Annotated in this window: 18 protein-coding genes; 10 read left to right on the top strand and 8 right to left on the bottom strand. The window is 65.3% G+C overall.

Annotated elements, in window-relative coordinates; translation table 11 throughout:
- Positions 1-8: 8 nt before the first annotated feature.
- On the bottom strand, positions 9-1,007 hold the full coding sequence (gene ftrA, locus C2U31_RS25170) for a transcriptional regulator FtrA (RefSeq protein ID WP_103276571.1): 999 nt from the start codon (positions 1,005-1,007) through the stop codon (positions 9-11).
- A gap of 106 nt (positions 1,008-1,113) precedes the next feature.
- On the opposite strand from ftrA, the gene C2U31_RS25175 reads away from it, so the two are divergent.
- A complete protein-coding gene (locus C2U31_RS25175; RefSeq protein WP_103275296.1) occupies positions 1,114-1,527 on the top strand; it encodes a rhodanese-like domain-containing protein in 414 nt (137 codons plus the stop codon).
- An 8-nt stretch (positions 1,528-1,535) separates the two neighbouring features.
- Here C2U31_RS25175 and C2U31_RS25180 read toward each other — a convergent pair whose 3' ends face one another.
- On the bottom strand, positions 1,536-2,591 hold the full coding sequence (locus tag C2U31_RS25180) for a hypothetical protein (RefSeq protein WP_103275297.1): 1,056 nt from the start codon (positions 2,589-2,591) through the stop codon (positions 1,536-1,538).
- Positions 2,592-2,906: 315 nt separating this feature from the next.
- Between C2U31_RS25180 and C2U31_RS25185 the strand changes: the two genes are divergently transcribed.
- Positions 2,907-4,238 carry an ATP-binding protein gene (locus tag C2U31_RS25185; RefSeq protein ID WP_103275298.1) on the top strand — a complete coding sequence of 444 codons (1,332 nt, stop codon included), beginning with the start codon at positions 2,907-2,909 and terminating at the stop codon, positions 4,236-4,238.
- Between the two features lie 59 nt (positions 4,239-4,297).
- Here C2U31_RS25185 and C2U31_RS25190 read toward each other — a convergent pair whose 3' ends face one another.
- Genes C2U31_RS25190 through C2U31_RS25205 form a run of 4 tightly spaced genes read right to left on the bottom strand, consistent with a single transcriptional unit; the run spans position 4,298 to position 7,750 of the window.
- Positions 4,298-5,254: a sterol desaturase family protein gene (locus C2U31_RS25190; RefSeq protein ID WP_103275299.1), complete on the bottom strand. Its 957-nt coding sequence runs from the start codon at positions 5,252-5,254 to the stop codon at positions 4,298-4,300.
- On the bottom strand, positions 5,251-6,663 hold the full coding sequence (locus C2U31_RS25195; protein WP_103275300.1) for a HAMP domain-containing sensor histidine kinase: 1,413 nt from the start codon (positions 6,661-6,663) through the stop codon (positions 5,251-5,253). Before C2U31_RS25195 ends, C2U31_RS25190 begins: the two co-directional genes overlap by 4 nt.
- Positions 6,660-7,352 carry a response regulator transcription factor gene (locus C2U31_RS25200; RefSeq protein WP_103275301.1) on the bottom strand — a complete coding sequence of 231 codons (693 nt, stop codon included), beginning with the start codon at positions 7,350-7,352 and terminating at the stop codon, positions 6,660-6,662. The genes C2U31_RS25195 and C2U31_RS25200 overlap by 4 nt, the downstream gene beginning before the upstream one ends.
- Positions 7,353-7,369: 17 nt before the next feature.
- Positions 7,370-7,750, bottom strand: coding sequence for a hypothetical protein (locus C2U31_RS25205; RefSeq protein WP_103275302.1), 381 nt, complete (start codon positions 7,748-7,750; stop codon positions 7,370-7,372).
- Here C2U31_RS25205 and C2U31_RS30660 point away from each other — a divergent pair.
- The 7 genes from C2U31_RS30660 (at position 7,730) to C2U31_RS25235 (ending at position 12,914) form a co-directional block, all read left to right on the top strand.
- On the top strand, positions 7,730-8,290 hold the full coding sequence (locus C2U31_RS30660; RefSeq protein ID WP_158658458.1) for a hypothetical protein: 561 nt from the start codon (positions 7,730-7,732) through the stop codon (positions 8,288-8,290). The genes C2U31_RS25205 and C2U31_RS30660 overlap by 21 nt on opposite strands.
- Positions 8,291-8,448: 158 nt before the next feature.
- Positions 8,449-8,709, top strand: coding sequence for a hypothetical protein (locus C2U31_RS25215; RefSeq protein ID WP_103276572.1), 261 nt, complete (start codon positions 8,449-8,451; stop codon positions 8,707-8,709).
- A 141-nt stretch (positions 8,710-8,850) separates the two neighbouring features.
- Complete coding sequence (locus C2U31_RS30845; RefSeq protein WP_199770890.1) at positions 8,851-9,009, top strand: DUF6726 family protein; 159 nt, start codon at positions 8,851-8,853, stop codon at positions 9,007-9,009.
- A gap of 475 nt (positions 9,010-9,484) precedes the next feature.
- Complete coding sequence (locus C2U31_RS25220) at positions 9,485-10,654, top strand: porin (RefSeq protein WP_103275304.1); 1,170 nt, start codon at positions 9,485-9,487, stop codon at positions 10,652-10,654.
- A 547-nt stretch (positions 10,655-11,201) separates the two neighbouring features.
- Entirely contained in the window at positions 11,202-11,492 is a 291-nt protein-coding gene (locus C2U31_RS25225) for a hypothetical protein (protein WP_103275305.1), read from the top strand.
- A 381-nt stretch (positions 11,493-11,873) separates the two neighbouring features.
- Positions 11,874-12,374: an acyloxyacyl hydrolase gene (locus C2U31_RS25230; protein ID WP_103275306.1), complete on the top strand. Its 501-nt coding sequence runs from the start codon at positions 11,874-11,876 to the stop codon at positions 12,372-12,374.
- Positions 12,375-12,476: 102 nt separating this feature from the next.
- Entirely contained in the window at positions 12,477-12,914 is a 438-nt protein-coding gene (locus C2U31_RS25235; protein ID WP_103275307.1) for an acetyltransferase, read from the top strand.
- 424 nt (positions 12,915-13,338) lie between these two features.
- Here C2U31_RS25235 and C2U31_RS30665 read toward each other — a convergent pair whose 3' ends face one another.
- Positions 13,339-14,061 carry a hypothetical protein gene (locus C2U31_RS30665; RefSeq protein WP_158658459.1) on the bottom strand — a complete coding sequence of 241 codons (723 nt, stop codon included), beginning with the start codon at positions 14,059-14,061 and terminating at the stop codon, positions 13,339-13,341.
- A gap of 107 nt (positions 14,062-14,168) precedes the next feature.
- Here C2U31_RS30665 and C2U31_RS31145 point away from each other — a divergent pair, with 107 nt between their 5' ends.
- Positions 14,169-14,294, top strand: coding sequence for a hypothetical protein (locus tag C2U31_RS31145; protein WP_255414602.1), 126 nt, complete (start codon positions 14,169-14,171; stop codon positions 14,292-14,294).
- A 258-nt stretch (positions 14,295-14,552) separates the two neighbouring features.
- Here the strand turns inward: C2U31_RS31145 and C2U31_RS30670 are convergent, their stop codons facing one another.
- Positions 14,553-15,299 (bottom strand): hypothetical protein, encoded by a 747-nt coding sequence (locus C2U31_RS30670; protein WP_158658460.1) that lies wholly within the window; start codon positions 15,297-15,299, stop codon positions 14,553-14,555.
- Between the last annotated feature and the right edge of the window lie 86 nt (positions 15,300-15,385).

Here is a 15,385-nt window from a genome sequence, read left to right on the forward strand (position 1 = left end):
CCACCGCGCTACGCGACCGCCACACCCTCCCGCTGCCCGAACTGGCGGCGGTATTCAGTGGGGCTCACTCCCATCTTGCGGCGGAAATGATGCCGCATGGTCATGGCCGTGCCCAGCCCCGTCCGCGTGGCGATCTGCTCGATGGACAGCCCCGTGCGTTCCAGCAGCTCGCGCGCGATATCCAGCCTGGCCCGCACGATCCAATCGGCCGGCGTCATGCCCGTGGCCGCCTGGAAGCGGCGCAGGAACGTGCGCTCGCTCATGGCGGCGCTCGCGGCCAGATCGGCGATCCGCAAGGGCTGGTCGATACGCGCGCGCAGCGCATCGAGCACCGGGGCCAGCGAACCGCCCTCTTCCTGGTCGACCGGCGACTCCACGAACTGCGCCTGACCGCCCTCGCGATGCGGCGGGATCACCAGCCTACGCGCCACCTGGTTGGCCCTGGCCGGCCCGTAATCGCGACGCAGCAGGTGCAGGCACAGATCCAGGCCCGCCGCGCTGCCCGCCGACGTCAGCAGCTGCCCCTCGTCCACATACAGCACGTCCGCATCGACCTGGATGCGCGGATACCGGCTGCGCAGGGCATCGGCATAGCGCCAGTGCGTGGTCGCGCGCTTGCCGTCGAGCAAGCCGGTCGCCGCCAGCACAAAGGCCCCGGAACAGATCGACAGCAGGCGCGCGCCGCGCGCGTGGGCCAGGCGCAAGGCGTCGATCACGGCGGCCGGCACCGGCTCGTCAGCGCCGCGCCAACCCGGAACGATGATGGTGCCGGCCTGCGCCAGCCTGTCCACCCCGCCATCGCTTTCCATGATCAGGCCGTATTGGCTCCTGACCCTGCGCCTGCCGACGGCGCAGGTTTCGAAGCGGTACCAGTCGGCGCCGAACTCAGGCCGGGGCAGGCCGAACACCTCGGCCGCGCATGAGAATTCGAAAACGCACAAGCCGTCGTACACCAATGCCGCGACCAGGGGATTCAGCGGTTTCCGGGGCAATTTCGGTTTTGGCATGATTTGATCGATAAATGGCGAATCCGCCAATTGTCCGCTCATGCGCGGCCGACAACAATAGGGCCTGCGCGCGCTTGCGCATTCATCCCGAACCAGGAGCCCCAACATGCCAGTCAATGCCGTGACCCAGATCCCCGCCGCCCCCGCCGATGAGGCCGTCCGGCATTTCGAGGCTGCGTTCCGGTTCGAGACGGATTGCTGGGACACGCACGAGGCGCTGAGCCAGCAGGCTGATCCCGGCTTCGTGCTGCTGGACGTGCGCAGCCCGGAGAACTATGCGCAAGGCCATGTGCCCGGCGCGCTCAGCCTGCCGCGGCGCAAGATCATCGCCTCGCGCATGCGGCAGCAATACGAAGCCGGCACGCTGTTCGTGACGTACTGCGCGGGGCCGCACTGCAACGGCGCGGCCCGTGCCGCGGCCGCGCTCGCGCGCCTGGGCTATCCGGTGAAGATCATGGCCGGCGGCATCACCGGCTGGATGGATGAAGGCTTTCCCCTGGAGCGGGACGCGCCGGTTTGACGCGGCGGTCACAGCAAATACAGCCGGAAAGGATAGGCGTAATACAGCCGCTCGGTCCGGCCTGCCTTGCCCTGGAACTCCTGATGTATGCCGCGGCGCGCCTGGAACAGCGCGTCCATCGGCGAGCGGCCCTGGCTCAAGCCTCCAAAGAAATAGCGGATCATGAGCGTGGATGAATTGCCGGCCTCGTTGTTGATGAGGGGCGCCAGGAAATGGCGGACGCCATTGCGGCGCGCCGACGCGATGAATGATTCGCTGATGCCCAGCTGGCTCGAATCCAGATAGACCAGCTTGAACCGGGACCCGTCCAGCGCGTCCGCCTCCATGTCCCGCTCGCCCAGCTCGATGACGTCATCCTCGTCCGCCGGCGCCGATCCCCAGGATGGCGTTACCGATCCGTATGCGCTGATCAGCAGGAAGTCGTAGTCCGCGTGCGCGAACATGCGCGGATCGGCCTGCTCGATGTGCAACAGGTCTGACGCCGGGAACAAGCGCTGCGCTTCGCCCGCGCCATTCTCCGGATCCGTTTCTGGATCGCGCACGATCAGGCCGCGCAGCGGTCCGCCGACGGCAGGCCCTTCGATTGCCGTGGGCGATGGCCGGGACAGGGCGAAGGCGGTTGGCTTGACCAGGAACAAGGGCTCGCCGTCCACCGGCAGCAGATCCAGCGCGAAATGCAGGAAGCGGGGGTTGATCTCGAACACCACGCAAGCCGCCTCTCTCAGGGCCGGGCGCAAGGGCCCCAGCAATTCCACCGACAGCAGCTCCAGCCTGGCATCGAACCTGGCATCCAGTCCCTGGTTGCCATCCAACGCCTCATAGACCTTCAGGAACTCCTTGGCGATGGCATTGACGGAACGCTCGCTGGTCACGGTCAGGGCGGTCTTGCCATCGCTGGCGCGCAACGCGAGGCGTCCGCCTTTTTCCAGCAGGACGATTTCCAGGCAGGAGCCCTGCGCCTGCGCCGCCGGGGCGGCCAGCGGCAGGAGCGACGCCAGCAACGCCAGCGCGGCGCTGGCCGCGCCGCGCCGCCACGGACGGATCTGCCCGACACGACGACGCATACGGAATGTCATGGCAGCCACGGCACCTGCCCGAAAAAGGGATCGTCATCATAGACAGATCCGGCGCATCGAGATGCAAGCCAACAGTCAAGATTTGAGCAAGATTTGTCAACGCGGCAGCCAGCGTTCCACACGACGGCAGGCCCGGCCTGGGTTGCGAGCGTCCCGCCGCCAGACAGCCTGCGCCGCCAACGGACAAAGCGGGTCCGGATTGCAAATTTATTCACAAATTCGGCACAGAGCCAGCCGGAACCCGAGCGCGCCTGGCAGTACGACCGCGCCACTTCGCCAGCGCCACGCGCGCATTCGTCCACCATGATCAAATTCATCCTCCGCATACTCGTCGTCGCCATCGTCAGCTTCTTCGTGGCGTACTTCATGGTGGACCGGAGCCTGAACTATTTCTTCAGGCCGCAGATCGAGAGCGTCGCCCTGCGCGCGGTGCGCGGCGAACTGCATGCCCTGCACAAGGAACTGGATGCCATCGCGCCGGCGGACCGGGCGCGCATCCTCCACGCGGAGATCGCGCCGCTGTATGGCGCCGACATCCACTTGCTGCCCCAGGAACAGGTCAGGCTGGGCGACAAGGAGCGGGACCAGCTCACCCGCCTGGGCGTGGTCTTTCGCGAAGACAACGGCATCTACCTCTTCCCCCTGCCCGGCGAGCCGGCGCAATGGCTGCAGGTACGCCAGCCCGGCGACAGTCCGGCCGACAGGCTGCTGGCGTGGAGCGCCTGGCTGCTCCTGAGCCTGATCGTGGCCACCGCCCTGTTCCTGCTGTGGGCCTTGCCGATCTGGCGCGACCTGAACGTGCTGCGCAACGCCACGCAGCTGATGGGCCAGGGAGACCTGGGCACCCGCGTGCGCCTGTCGCGTGTGGCCGGCATCCGGCACGTGGGCGAGAGCTTCAATCAGATGGCCGAGCGCATCGCCGCGCTGATCGAGAACCAGCGCAGCCTGACCAACGCCGTCTCGCATGAACTGCGCACGCCGCTGGCCCGGCTGGCCTTCGAAGTCGACCTGCTGCGGCAGGACCGCAGCGGCGCGCGCCGCGAGCATATCCTGCAGGACATGCAGGCGGACATCGACGAGCTGGAAAGCATGGTGGCGGAACTGCTGGTCTACGCGCGTCTGGAACGGCCGACGGACGACATGATGCCGCAGGAAACCATCGACGCGCGCGACTGGCTCGGCGACACGCTGGCGCAAGTCGACCACCTGGCGCAAGCGCGCGCCGTGCGTTGCGTAGTGCACGGCGATTGCCCGCCGCAGGTCCGCCTGCACCGCCGCTACATGAGCCGGGCGCTGCTCAACCTGGTGCAGAACGCGGTACGCTATGCCAGCCGCCTGGTGCATGTATCCCTGGCCGCTCGCGCGGACGGCGCCTACGAACTGATCGTCGACGATGACGGCCCGGGCATACCGGCCAGGGACCGCGACAAGATCTTCGAACCCTTCATCCGTCTGGACGAGAGCCGCGACCGCGGCACCGGCGGCGCCGGCCTCGGGCTGGCCATTGTCCAGCGCGTGGCGGCCGCGCATCATGGCGACATCAGCGTGCATGGCAGCCCGCTGGGCGGCGCGCGCTTCATCCTGCGCTGGCCTGCGCCCGAGGCGCGGCGCGCCGAATCGCAGCACGCCGCCTGACATGCGCTGTCCCATCCGAAGACCTGGCCGCTCACCGCAGCCAACGGATCCTGGCCGACTCACGAGGCCGGCCGTTCCGCCTTGGCGGCGGGCTCCATGATGTCGCGCGCGCCGCGCGCCGAGAACGGCTGCCACAACTGGCGCAGGAATCCGTCATGGATCCGCCCGCTGATGCCGATATCCACCGGTGGACGACGGTCGCGCGGATGATAGTAGGTGCCGAACAGCCTATCCCACAGCACCACGTTTTCACCGTAGTTGCGATTGCCCTCGGGCAGGCGCTTGGAGTGATGCCAGCGATGCAGCGGCGGCGTGCTGAAGATCCGATCCAGGAAGCCCGTGCGCACGTCGATGTTGCAATGAGTGAGCAGGCCGATGAAGGCGGTGGCCGCGCTGACCCACAGGAACACGCGCAAGGGCGCGCCCAGCAGCAACAAGGGCGTCTGACTGCATGCGATCTTCATCAGCGTGTCCACGATATGAAAGCGCCCGGTGTTGATCACCCATAGGCGGCGCACGCTGTGATGCAGCGCATGGAAGCGCCATAGCGGCCGCCATTCATGCGCGGCGCGATGCGCCACATACAGGCCCAGCTCCGCCACCACCAGCCCCAGGACCACCTGCAGGGCCATGGGCCATTGCGCGGGCCACGGTCCGGCCTGCGACGCGGCGGGTTGCAATGCGATCGCGGAGGCGGCGCCGGCCAGCGTGGCGAGATAGGCCCCTAGCTGCGCCACGCCCTTGGTGAACAAGGTATGAGCCAGATCTTCGCGCATCTCTCCGTCGTTGGCTTGCCAGGCCCGCTCATAGGGCAGGATGCGCTCGCAGGCCAGGATCAACAGGACCACGCCCAGATAGACCAGATTGAACCAGAACATCGGCGACGCCGTCGCCAGCGCGGCGCTGGTGCCGGCCAGTCCGGCGCAGAGGATGGCGGGCCACGCGAGCACCCGCAGCGCCTCGCGCGCGAGTGAACGGCAACGCGCGAGGCGCAAGGCCACGACGCGAAACTTCATATCGGACTCCGGGAGAGTTCGGCCGCGACATCGGCGTCGCCAGGCTCGGGAAAATCAAGGCGAAAGCAGGCGCCGCCGTCCGGCCCGGACGCCACGGAAACTTCGCCTCCGTGGCGGCGGATGATGCGGGCCACCAGGTTCAGGCCCAGGCCGGCACCCGTGCTGTGCGGCGACTCCTTGACGAAGGGTTTGAAGATGTCTTCCCGCCAGCCTGGCGGCACGCCGTCGCCCTGGTCGCAGACCTCGACCGCGCGAACGCCATGAACGCGCAAGGTGATGACGCCGCGACGGCCGCCGTGCTGGATGGCGTTCTGCACCAGGTTCGACACGGCCCGCTCCAGCGCGGGCCGATCCCCGGCCACCGTCACCGGCCCTGCCCCCGACTCGAATGCGATCTGGTACCCGGCGCCAACGGCCAGCGGCGCCAGCTCCGCCGTGACGCCGCGCACCAGCTCGACCAGGTCCAGCGGCAGCAGCGGCGCGCTGTCGCGCTCCAGCCGCTGCGCGTCGAGCAATTGTCCCGCCAGCAAGGACAGGCGCGCCGCGTCCTCCAGCAGGCGGGCGCGCTCCGGCCCGGCCGGCAAGGCCTCCAGGCGCATGTTCAGGATGGCGATCGGCGTGCGCAGCTCATGCGCGGCATCGGCCAGGAAGCGCTGGTGGCGCGCATAGCCTTCGTCCAGCCTGGCCAGCGCGCCGTTGACCGCCCGCACCAGCGCGGCGGCTTCTTCCGGCACGTCGCCCAGGGGCAGTCTCGTTTCGCGACGATCGATGTCGATGCGACCGGCCTGCTCGGCCGCCGCGCGCAATCCGCCCAGCGTGCGCCGCACCACCAGATGGGTGGCCAGCAGCGTCGCCGCGAGCGTCATCAACGCGATCGGCAACACCATCTTCCACAGGACCAGGCCCGCCCCGATCAGCGCATTGCGCGCCGTGATCGAACTGGCTGGCCCCGTCAGCACGGCCACGCGCCCCGCCCCGGTCTCGACCTTGCGCATCCGCGCCGTGCCGCGCGGCGGATCGCCCAGGTTCCAGCCCAGCCGCGCCTGGCCCACGCCGTCCAGCGCGCCGCCAACGGCGGCGAATTCCGGCGGCACGGGCCCATCGCGCAGCTCCCTGCCCTGGCCGTCCCGCAACACGGCCCATAGATCGGGCTGCTCGGCGCGCAGGCCGCGCAGGCGTGGCGTGTCGCGCAGCACCAGCGCGCCGGACGCATCGCGCGCCACGGCCTCCTGCAGGATCTCCACCGTGTTCTCCTGCGACGAGAATTCGACCAGATTGCCGGTGACGAACAACAGCGCCACGACCAGGATCTGTATGCCCACCTGCGCCAGCACCAATCGCCAGACCAGCCGCCGTCCCAGCGAGGCGCGGCGTCCGGCCGGCGGATCGGAAAGGCCGTCCGCCGTCATGATGCGACAGCCTGGGACGGCAGGGCCCGCAGCAGATAACCCACGCCGCGGATGCCGCAGATCTCCACGCCCGCCGACGCCTGTTCCAGCTTGCGCCGCAGGCGCGACACATGCGTGTCCAGCGCGTTGGACTGGATATCATCATCCAGGCTGAACACCGCGCTCTCGAGCGCGGCGCGCACCACGGTGCGGCCGGCCCGCCGGACCAGGGTTTCCAGCACCAGCAATTCGCGGCGCGGCAGTTCCAGCCGCTGGCCCGCGACGCTGGCCTCGCTGTGTGTCAGGTCGAACGCCAGTCCCCCCAGCCGGACCACGTCGGGCTGCATCAGCACGGGACGACGCAGCACGGCGCGCAGGCGTGCCAGCAGTTCATCGAACGCGAAGGGCTTGACCAGATAATCGTCCGCGCCCGCGTTCAGGCCGCCGACCTTGTCGGCCAGCTCGCCCACCGCCGTCATGACGATGACCGGCACGCCCTCTTGCCGGGCGCGCAGCCGGACCAGCAGCTCCAGCCCGTCGCCATCCGGCAGCCGCCGGTCCAGCAGCACCGCGTCGTGCTGGCCGCTGTCGGCGAGGCTGCGCGCCGCGGCCAGCGTGCCGGCGTGATCCAGCGCGATGCCATGGTGGCGCAATGCGGCCGTCAGCGCGTCGACCATGCCCGCCTCGTCCTCGACCAGAAGAATCCGCACGTGCAGTCTCCCTATCCCTAGTACCGGATCACGGGCGGCAACGCGCGGCGGCCGCGAAACAGCGCCTCGCAATCCACCGGCCGTCCCCAATGGATGCGGCCGTCCCGGCACGGATCATATGCCGGCTCGGCGCCGTAGAGTATGACCGGCCCCTGACCGCGCCGCATCAGCTCCTCGCAGTTCACGGGACGTCCCCAGTTGATGCTGCCATCGCGGCAGGGGTCGTAGTGCGGCGCGGGCACCACCACGGCCGGCGGCGGCATCACGATCACCGGCGGGCCGCCGTAGACCCAATCCTGGGCCGGCGCGGCGGCCGGCGCCAGGCAGGCGCAGGCGACAAGCAGCAAGGCCAGGCGCGACGGCCTGGAAGCAACGGTATGGGCGAATTCCTGGAGCATGGCTTTTCCCGAAACGCGGGGCGCATCCCCGCCACGGCCGCCAGTATCGAAGGGGTCGATTGCGTGAACATTGCGCGCGAACCGCCCCCGCGCGCCCTTGCGCCAGCGCCCGCAGGCTGCAAGATTCATCCCATACAATCGAGCGGCTCCGCCACGTTCGCATCGCGCCCTTCCATGCACGACGCGACGTTCCTCCGTCCCCACACCTGTATAGATAGCCTGCATCCGATGAAAGCGCTATTGCTTTGCCTGACCCTCGCCGCCGCCAGCGGCGCCGCCCTCGCCCAATCCGCGCCTGCCGTGTCCCAGAAGGAAATGCAGGACACGATCGAACAGCTCAAGAAACTGCAGAACCCCGCGCCCGGCGCCAGCGCCGTCAAAGGCTGGGTGTGCCGCGACATGGAGGATGGCGGCACGCGCCTGTACATCGTGGACCGGACCGGCATCGCCCGCATGAACAAGGTCCCCAGCACGGAAGCCGCGCTGCTGGACACGACCACGCCGCTCGAACAGCTGCAGGCCTGCAAGCGGCCGGACTGACGCCGCCAGGCAGCCAACCCGGCGCGGGCGGCGCAACGCCATCATCCCGCGCCGGACGGCGGCTTCGCCCGCGGCGACGATGTCCATCGCCAGGCATTGGCGCCGGGCGAGCCTCGGGAGTAATCTGGCGTGGCATTCACGACATGCCGGAGACCATCATGTCCCGCAGCCCTCTTATCGAAGCCGGCACATCCCAGACGGGCAATCTGCTGCAGTTCCTGGCCTGGCTGTCCGAGCGCCCCCGCAGCTACGCCGACACCATGGAAGCCTGGAAAACCAGTTGCCCCCGGCTGTCCGCCTGGGAAGACGCGACGTCCAACGGCCTGGTCGACACCGCCCACGGTCCCGCCAGCGCCGGATCCATCATCGTGCTGACAGACAAAGGCCGGGCGCTGCTCGACGCCTATAAAGGCGCGTAGCACGCGGCATCGGCCGCGTGCGGTTACATCCCGTGCCACGGCAAGCAAGAATCCTTACAGTCGACCCGCAAATCTCCACTATTCCGCGCGCCGCGACGCCGCACAATTTCGTTTCGATCAACCAGGATTCACACTGATCAAATGAAATGGCTATTGGTCGCGGCGCTTTGCGCGCTCGCATCGGGCTGTGGCCTGGCCGCCGCGCCCTGCCGCGTTGCATCGGCCGCCATCAAGATTGTTCCCGTCGTCGGCCACACCGTCGCAACGCCGACGGACGCCTGCGCCGACATCATCGACTGACGGCTCCGCTCGTGCCACCGATGGATCGGCAGCGCCATTGGGTGGCACCAGGATCAGTCTGAGAATTGACATGCGGCACATGCCGGCGTCGACCCGCGCGACATGCACGCCGCCATCATCATTCCTGCCCCGACGCGCTCGCTCACATCACCAAGAACAAGCCTGCAGCGCGGCGAATGCGTGTCCGCCACGCCGAATCGATACGCGAACGCGCCTATCGTTTTCCCTCATCCATCAGTCGCCCCCCAGCACGGCGCGACGCCATCGTTACAGAAGCGGATCAACATGTAATTCCCCTGTTCGGTGAATGACAGAAGCACGGGACTAGAGTGCGTTGACCAGGCTGCCGCGAAGAGGGGACGGCATGCACTGGGCAGCTGCCGGTGGCGTCATGCCGCCGGCGGTTTCGTCCCCTGCCGCGCGCGAATGGCGATCTACCCGATAGCGATCAAAACCAAACAAGGGGAGCCACTCCATGAAGAAACACCTGTTCGCGGCCAGTGTGACCACTGCGCTTGCAGTCACCTCTGCAAGCGTTGCCGCCGAATCATCCGTAACGCTGTATGGCGTCATCGACACGGGCCTCGGCTACGCCAAGGTAAGCGGCGACTACCGCGATCCGAAGACAGGCGCGGTCAATCGCCTGGACAACAGCCATGTCGGCATGACCAACGGAACCACCGCAGGATCCCGCTGGGGCCTGCGCGGCAAGGAAGACCTGGGAGGCGGGCTGTATGCAACATTCAAGTTGGAATCGGGCTTCAACTCGGCCAATGGCACGCCGGGACAGAACAACCGGCTGTTTGGCCGCGACGCCGTGGCCGGCCTGACCAGCGCTGACTTGGGAAAACTCGAGTTCGGCCGCCAATTCAACATCGGCACTCAGTACATGCTGAGCCTATTCGGCGCGAACTTCGGCAACGGTTTCACGCAGTGGAACACCGGCGCGGGCCTGGGCCTGAGCGGAGCGGCTTTTGGCCGCTACGACAACATGGTGCTCTATGAAACACCGTCCATGGGCGGGCTGACCGCAGCGATCAGCTACTCGAGCAACATCGACGACAAGCGGGACGGCGAAACCGGATTCGCGACAGCGGACAATACCCGCGCCGTCACGGCCGGGCTGCGCTACCTGAATGGACCGCTCGCCGCGTTCCTTTCCTATGACCAGCTGAACGGCTCCAACAAGCTGTCACAGCCGAGCGAGCGCAACGCCACCCCTCGCTCGTACCTGATCGGCGCCTCATACGACTTTGAGGTCGTGAAACTCCTGCTCGCGTATGGCCGTACCACGGATGGCTGGTTTGGCGGCAGTTCATTGCCCGCCGGCGCCGCGATCGGCAAATTCAGCGGCATACCAACCAACGCCTTCGTCGACGGCTTCAAGTCCAACTCGTACCTGGCAGGCATTTCAGCGCCGGTCGGCGCGGCCGGCAGCATGTTCGCGTCCTGGCAGCGCGCCGACGCGAACAATTCGCGCCTGACCTCCGATGACGCCACCACCAACACGTTCTCGCTCGGCTATACCTACAGCCTGTCCAAGCGAACCGCCATCTACGGACTGGCGTCCTATACCAACAACTATGCGTTCCTGAGGGACGCGAAGTACACGGACGTCAGCGTGGGCTTGCGGCACGCGTTCTGACGAGCGTCGGCGCGGCACGCCAGGATGCGAGCCTGAAGGCGTGACGCGCCGCTCCTGCCGATAGCCGGCCTCCAACCGCACGCCGCCTGCAATGAGACAGGTCGAGACAGACCCACGGCGTGCCAGCGGCAATCGGTCTATTTGACGGACATCCCTCCTCCGCGAAGGGACGGGAATCGTCGCAGCGCATGCCCGCGCAAGCAGGCATGCGCTTTTTTTCATTGCGCGCCTGTTGCGCTCATCCGCAACGACGATGGCAGATTTGTCTTTTACACAAAAGCTTCCATGCTATTTCTTGGCACAGCGCCACATCACATGGACGGACGAGTCTAAAAGAGCGCATGCTGTGGACTTGATCCCCGGCCGGTACAGCCGGGGATTTCTTTTTCCCGTCGCAATCGTCCGAACGCATCGCACCCAAAAACCGAGCCACCGCTCGCGCCGTCCTTGTCCGCAACGTCGCATGCATCGGCAGTATCATGGCCTCCCACGACAGGCGCCAGCCTGTATGCCACAGCACAGACGCCCATCTCCAGGACCCGACGCGATGACCATCATGACGTTGCTCGAATTCGCCGGCATGGATCGGCAGGCCTACGACAGACTGGGCGCAAGCCTGCAGGCGCAAGGCGCGCCCGCAGGCATCCTCTTCCATTCCTGCGGCGCGGTTCCGAATGGCTGGCGCATCGTCGACGCCTGGCGGTCGCAGGAGGACTTCGATCACTTCGTTGATGAAACCCTGTTGCCCGCGGCCCGAAGCCTGGGCATCCCCGCGCCGGCCCGGCGCGAGCACTTTCATGCCTACCATGCGGGCATGGTGGCCCCAGGGGCCTGCTGAGCGCGAATACCCGGCATCCGCATGTGGCCGTTCCCCACGGCATGACAAAAAGAAGTCAGTTTTCTTGAACAACTCGCAAGACCGACGATCAATTGTTCACGAAACTTCAAATTTCTCGTCGACGCGATTGATAGAGTGACCGGACTGTTGAACAAATTGGTTCGGCAGCGACGCTTGCATGGACAAGGCCTCCATAGCGGAGAGAGGCTGCCATATCTGCGCCCGCATCCCGGAAGCCCGCCACGGATTCTCGATTCATCCAAGGGCGGATTGCCGTTGCGTTGCACTCATCTTTCAGTCGACAACATGAAAACCAACAATCAGAAAACAAGCAGGAAGCAATCCAGCAGGAACGGGATCTTGTCAGGCATCACTTGCCTGATGCTATTCAATGCCGCGGGCCCGGCCACCGCAAGCTCCGGTGGTACGCAAGGCGGCATCAGCGTGCACTATGGCGTCGGGGATCGATACCAGCGCTACACGTTGAACTATGAAACGCCCTCGGTCTGGACCACGCGATTCGGCGGACGCTGGGGCCGCCTGGACCTGACGCCGGAGATCGGCGTTTCGTACTGGACCGCAGACCGCCCGCGCTCGCCCGGCCAGGCCTGGCAGTTCAGCGCGATCCCGATGTTCCGATGGTGGACCAGCGAACGCTTCTACATAGAGGCCGGCGTGGGCGCCACGGTGCTCACGCGCACACGATTCTCGAATCGGAACATCGGCTCGGCGTTTCAGTTTGGCGACCACATCGGCGTGGGCTTTCTGCTGACGCCCAACAGCCGTGTTGGCGTGCGCTATTCGCATTTCTCCAACGCGGGCATCAAGCGACCGAATCCGGGACTCGATACGGTGCAACTGACATACACGCATCAATTCTGATGCATGGCCCGCATCACCGACCAGGAGTTGCGGGCGCCGCCCTCGCGGCTTGCCGGCAAGCGCCGGCTTGATCGTCAACGGGCAATGGACTACTCTATTGCGATGATAACGATTAGATCTTCCCGCCCCGGCGAGGGCGCCCGCGTCGTCGAAATCTGGCGCCGCGCGGTTGACGCCACCCATGATTTTCTTTCCCCTGAAGACCGCCAGGCCATCGACGAGATGGTGTGCGGCTTCCTGCCCCAGGCGCCGCTGCTGCTTGCCGTGGACGCGCATGACTATCCGCAGGCATTCATGCTCATCGACAACGGCCACATGCAGGCGCTGTTCGTCGACCCGGCCTGCCGCGGCACCGGCATCGGCGCCGCGCTGGTGCGCCACGGCCTTGCGCTGCATCCCCGGATGACGACCGACGTCAATGAGCAGAACGGCCAGGCCGTGGGTTTCTATGAAAGGATGGGGTTCAAGCGCATCGGCCGGTCGGCGCTTGATGATCAGGGCAGGCCTTATCCGTTGATTCATCTGGCGTATCAGGCTTAATGTGGCGTCACCCCACCCACCCCGGCTTGCCGGGCTACCGAAGTAGACGCCATGACCGACAAAGAAAAGATCCGCGCGGACGCTCGCGCCGAGCAGGTTGCACTGTGACAGCCCCAGCAACCACAGAGGAATGACTTGGGCACCTTCGAAAAATTCGCCATCCGCCGCGCCTGCCGGCCTTCAATGACAGCCCCCGGCTCATGCTCATGCCTCGCAGTGCGCGGGGCATCGGCAGACGCTGTCGCCTGATCCCGCCCCATCAACCCCTGGAGACTTTCCCCATGCTCGCCGCCCTCATACGAGTCCAGGAAGAACTGATCGACATTGCCAACTTTGGCCACGCGTAAGCAAGTAACCCAAAAAACCAGCAAGCACATCGACACAGCTTCTTGGGGCGAACCTCTCGAACGTCTACATCGCTTCACTATCGTCCAATTGCAGGGTGCAAGGCACGAGCCAGCGACTTCCGAATACGCCACCCTTTGTACGTAGGCGCCCAGTGAACCGCAGCGACTCGAAGCAAATGAAGTTCGCCTTCTATTGCCTTGATAGCCTGATGAAGATGCACTTGATCATTCGCATCATGCTTCGCCACGATTGTCGCAGCCGAGCTCCGACGCTGAAGGATTCGACTCAATTGGTCCGCGATTGAAATTGCGTGTGCCAGAGTATCCCCATTAGGAAATGCATAGAACGGCGCTTCTTGCAGCTGTACTAAAAGAAAGTGAGGCTGATCGTGGATGTCATTGACGTACTCATCAGTCCGCCCTTCCTTGATGTGCGCGATCAAGCGATCCGCAATCAACGCGAAGCTAGCAACGGTCCGATACAGCCCATCGTCAACTTCGTCTTCCCTCGACGCAACTTGACCATGAATTTGGAGCCACAACAAGACCGTTGTGATTCCAAAAGTCCCCACCGCGATCAACCCCTGCATCCAACTGGCAAGTTGGTTCTCATTCGAACGCATTGAGTCCGCCGCAAGCTCAAGGATCAGGGTTGCATAACGGGCCACACACAGGAGTACCGATCCAACGATTAAGAAAAGCACCGCCCTCTGAATCCATTGCCTGACGCGCCGAGGTTGGCGAACAAAAACCTCATCGCCAGTTGGACAACGATCAAAATCTCCAGCATTACGTTTCACGGCAGGTTCTCCCCATTAACATGGGTGAGATGATATTGAACAAGCCCGCGCGCCGCAGCTAATTCGACATCTATCTGGCCTTCACGGCGCCTAACGCGCAAATCCCCATGACCTACATCGAAACCCTCGCCAAGGGCCTGGGCCAGCTCGCGTTCGCGTGGCTGTTGCTGGCTCCCCTTGGCGACTACATCGCACGCCGCCACGCGGCAGCAGATACCAGGAGACCTACGTGAACAGCGTCAGCACAAGCGCTGCCCCAGCGCGACTCCGCCCCCTGCGACTCGTTTCGACCGGCGCGTGCAAGCTGAGCAACTTCATCGCGCCGAAGGGACACGCAGGCGACGGAAGCTGGAGCACGAACGCAGATATCCCGCTGAGGGCATGGCCCGCCAGCTTGGTGCTCGTTGGCTCTTTCCTGTTCGGCCCAGAAATATTGGGATGGCTGCTGCGGCTACAAATCTAACAATGCCGACCGTGACGCTGCCCCCACCTTAAGCAGCCACTGCGCCAGCCTCCACTTCGGCGCCGCCATTTAGCGAATTGGCCAGCGTCGCTCTGTATCTCCGCATCGCCTTCACATGGGTTTCGATGTTCGATACGGCGATGTGATACCAAAGATCCTGGGACTCCTGAAATCGCTGTCTCTGTGCGTCATCCGTCAGGTCAAATTGGCGCCGAATTTGCTCGAATTGGTTGTCAACATGCGGCCCGGCATGAAATCTCCCAACAGCGTCTCCGAAGAAGACGAATTGATCACGAAAGCGCAATAGAGCCTCGACCGCAGGTGCCGACTCCAGTTCAAAAACAGGCGCAGCACTCAACGCAGCGCTCATGCTTTCAACGATTGAGGCGTGGTAGACAAGCCACAGACCCGCCCGCCCCTCTTCGGTTGGTTGAATCACCGAGCAGATTTCATCCGTACGCCCACAGGCCGCGTCAACTACCGCCAGTACCGACGCGCGCTTGCTCTTGAGCGCGACGGTGGCAGATTCACGAGCAGCCCGCAATGCAGCCGCCGCCTGTCGCCGGCCTTCGAAATAGGCCGCAATGATTGCGACAACGGTACCCACGGCCTGAGCCCACGACGCCCATGTTGCACCGTTGACTTTGGGCCAGCTAGGCCATCCCTGAAACGCAACGCCAACACCGATGGCCACGCCGGCGATCGCCACCGCCTCCGGCAGCCATGAACAACCATTTTTCATGAAGCTCCTCTCGCTGATCAGGATCTGGCGCATCGTATCCTAACCCTCCTCGGAGTGTCAGCCACGGCAGCAATGGGCGGCCGACTCCCCTATTCCCTTCGGGGTCCCCTAAGAGCGCA

It is taken from the genome of Achromobacter sp. AONIH1, from assembly GCF_002902905.1.
Taxonomy (GTDB): Bacteria; Pseudomonadota; Gammaproteobacteria; order Burkholderiales; family Burkholderiaceae_B; genus Achromobacter.

What these genes read in the sequence shown, in the direction of transcription:
- ftrA (WP_103276571.1), bottom strand. Translation starts at nt 1,007, where the DNA reads ATGCCAAAACCGAAATTGCCCCGGAAACCGCTGAATCCCCTGGTCGCG.
- C2U31_RS25175 (WP_103275296.1), top strand. Translation starts at nt 1,114, where the DNA reads ATGCCAGTCAATGCCGTGACCCAGATCCCCGCCGCCCCCGCCGATGAG.
- C2U31_RS25180 (WP_103275297.1), bottom strand. Translation starts at nt 2,591, where the DNA reads ATGCGTCGTCGTGTCGGGCAGATCCGTCCGTGGCGGCGCGGCGCGGCC.
- C2U31_RS25185 (WP_103275298.1), top strand. Translation starts at nt 2,907, where the DNA reads ATGATCAAATTCATCCTCCGCATACTCGTCGTCGCCATCGTCAGCTTC.
- C2U31_RS25190 (WP_103275299.1), bottom strand. Translation starts at nt 5,254, where the DNA reads ATGAAGTTTCGCGTCGTGGCCTTGCGCCTCGCGCGTTGCCGTTCACTC.
- C2U31_RS25195 (WP_103275300.1), bottom strand. Translation starts at nt 6,663, where the DNA reads ATGACGGCGGACGGCCTTTCCGATCCGCCGGCCGGACGCCGCGCCTCG.
- C2U31_RS30660 (WP_158658458.1), top strand. Translation starts at nt 7,730, where the DNA reads ATGGGCGAATTCCTGGAGCATGGCTTTTCCCGAAACGCGGGGCGCATC.
- C2U31_RS25205 (WP_103275302.1), bottom strand. Translation starts at nt 7,750, where the DNA reads ATGCTCCAGGAATTCGCCCATACCGTTGCTTCCAGGCCGTCGCGCCTG.
- C2U31_RS25215 (WP_103276572.1), top strand. Translation starts at nt 8,449, where the DNA reads ATGTCCCGCAGCCCTCTTATCGAAGCCGGCACATCCCAGACGGGCAAT.
- C2U31_RS30845 (WP_199770890.1), top strand. Translation starts at nt 8,851, where the DNA reads ATGAAATGGCTATTGGTCGCGGCGCTTTGCGCGCTCGCATCGGGCTGT.
- C2U31_RS25220 (WP_103275304.1), top strand. Translation starts at nt 9,485, where the DNA reads ATGAAGAAACACCTGTTCGCGGCCAGTGTGACCACTGCGCTTGCAGTC.
- C2U31_RS25225 (WP_103275305.1), top strand. Translation starts at nt 11,202, where the DNA reads ATGACCATCATGACGTTGCTCGAATTCGCCGGCATGGATCGGCAGGCC.
- C2U31_RS25230 (WP_103275306.1), top strand. Translation starts at nt 11,874, where the DNA reads ATGCTATTCAATGCCGCGGGCCCGGCCACCGCAAGCTCCGGTGGTACG.
- C2U31_RS25235 (WP_103275307.1), top strand. Translation starts at nt 12,477, where the DNA reads ATGATAACGATTAGATCTTCCCGCCCCGGCGAGGGCGCCCGCGTCGTC.
- C2U31_RS31145 (WP_255414602.1), top strand. Translation starts at nt 14,169, where the DNA reads ATGACCTACATCGAAACCCTCGCCAAGGGCCTGGGCCAGCTCGCGTTC.
- C2U31_RS30670 (WP_158658460.1), bottom strand. Translation starts at nt 15,299, where the DNA reads ATGCGCCAGATCCTGATCAGCGAGAGGAGCTTCATGAAAAATGGTTGT.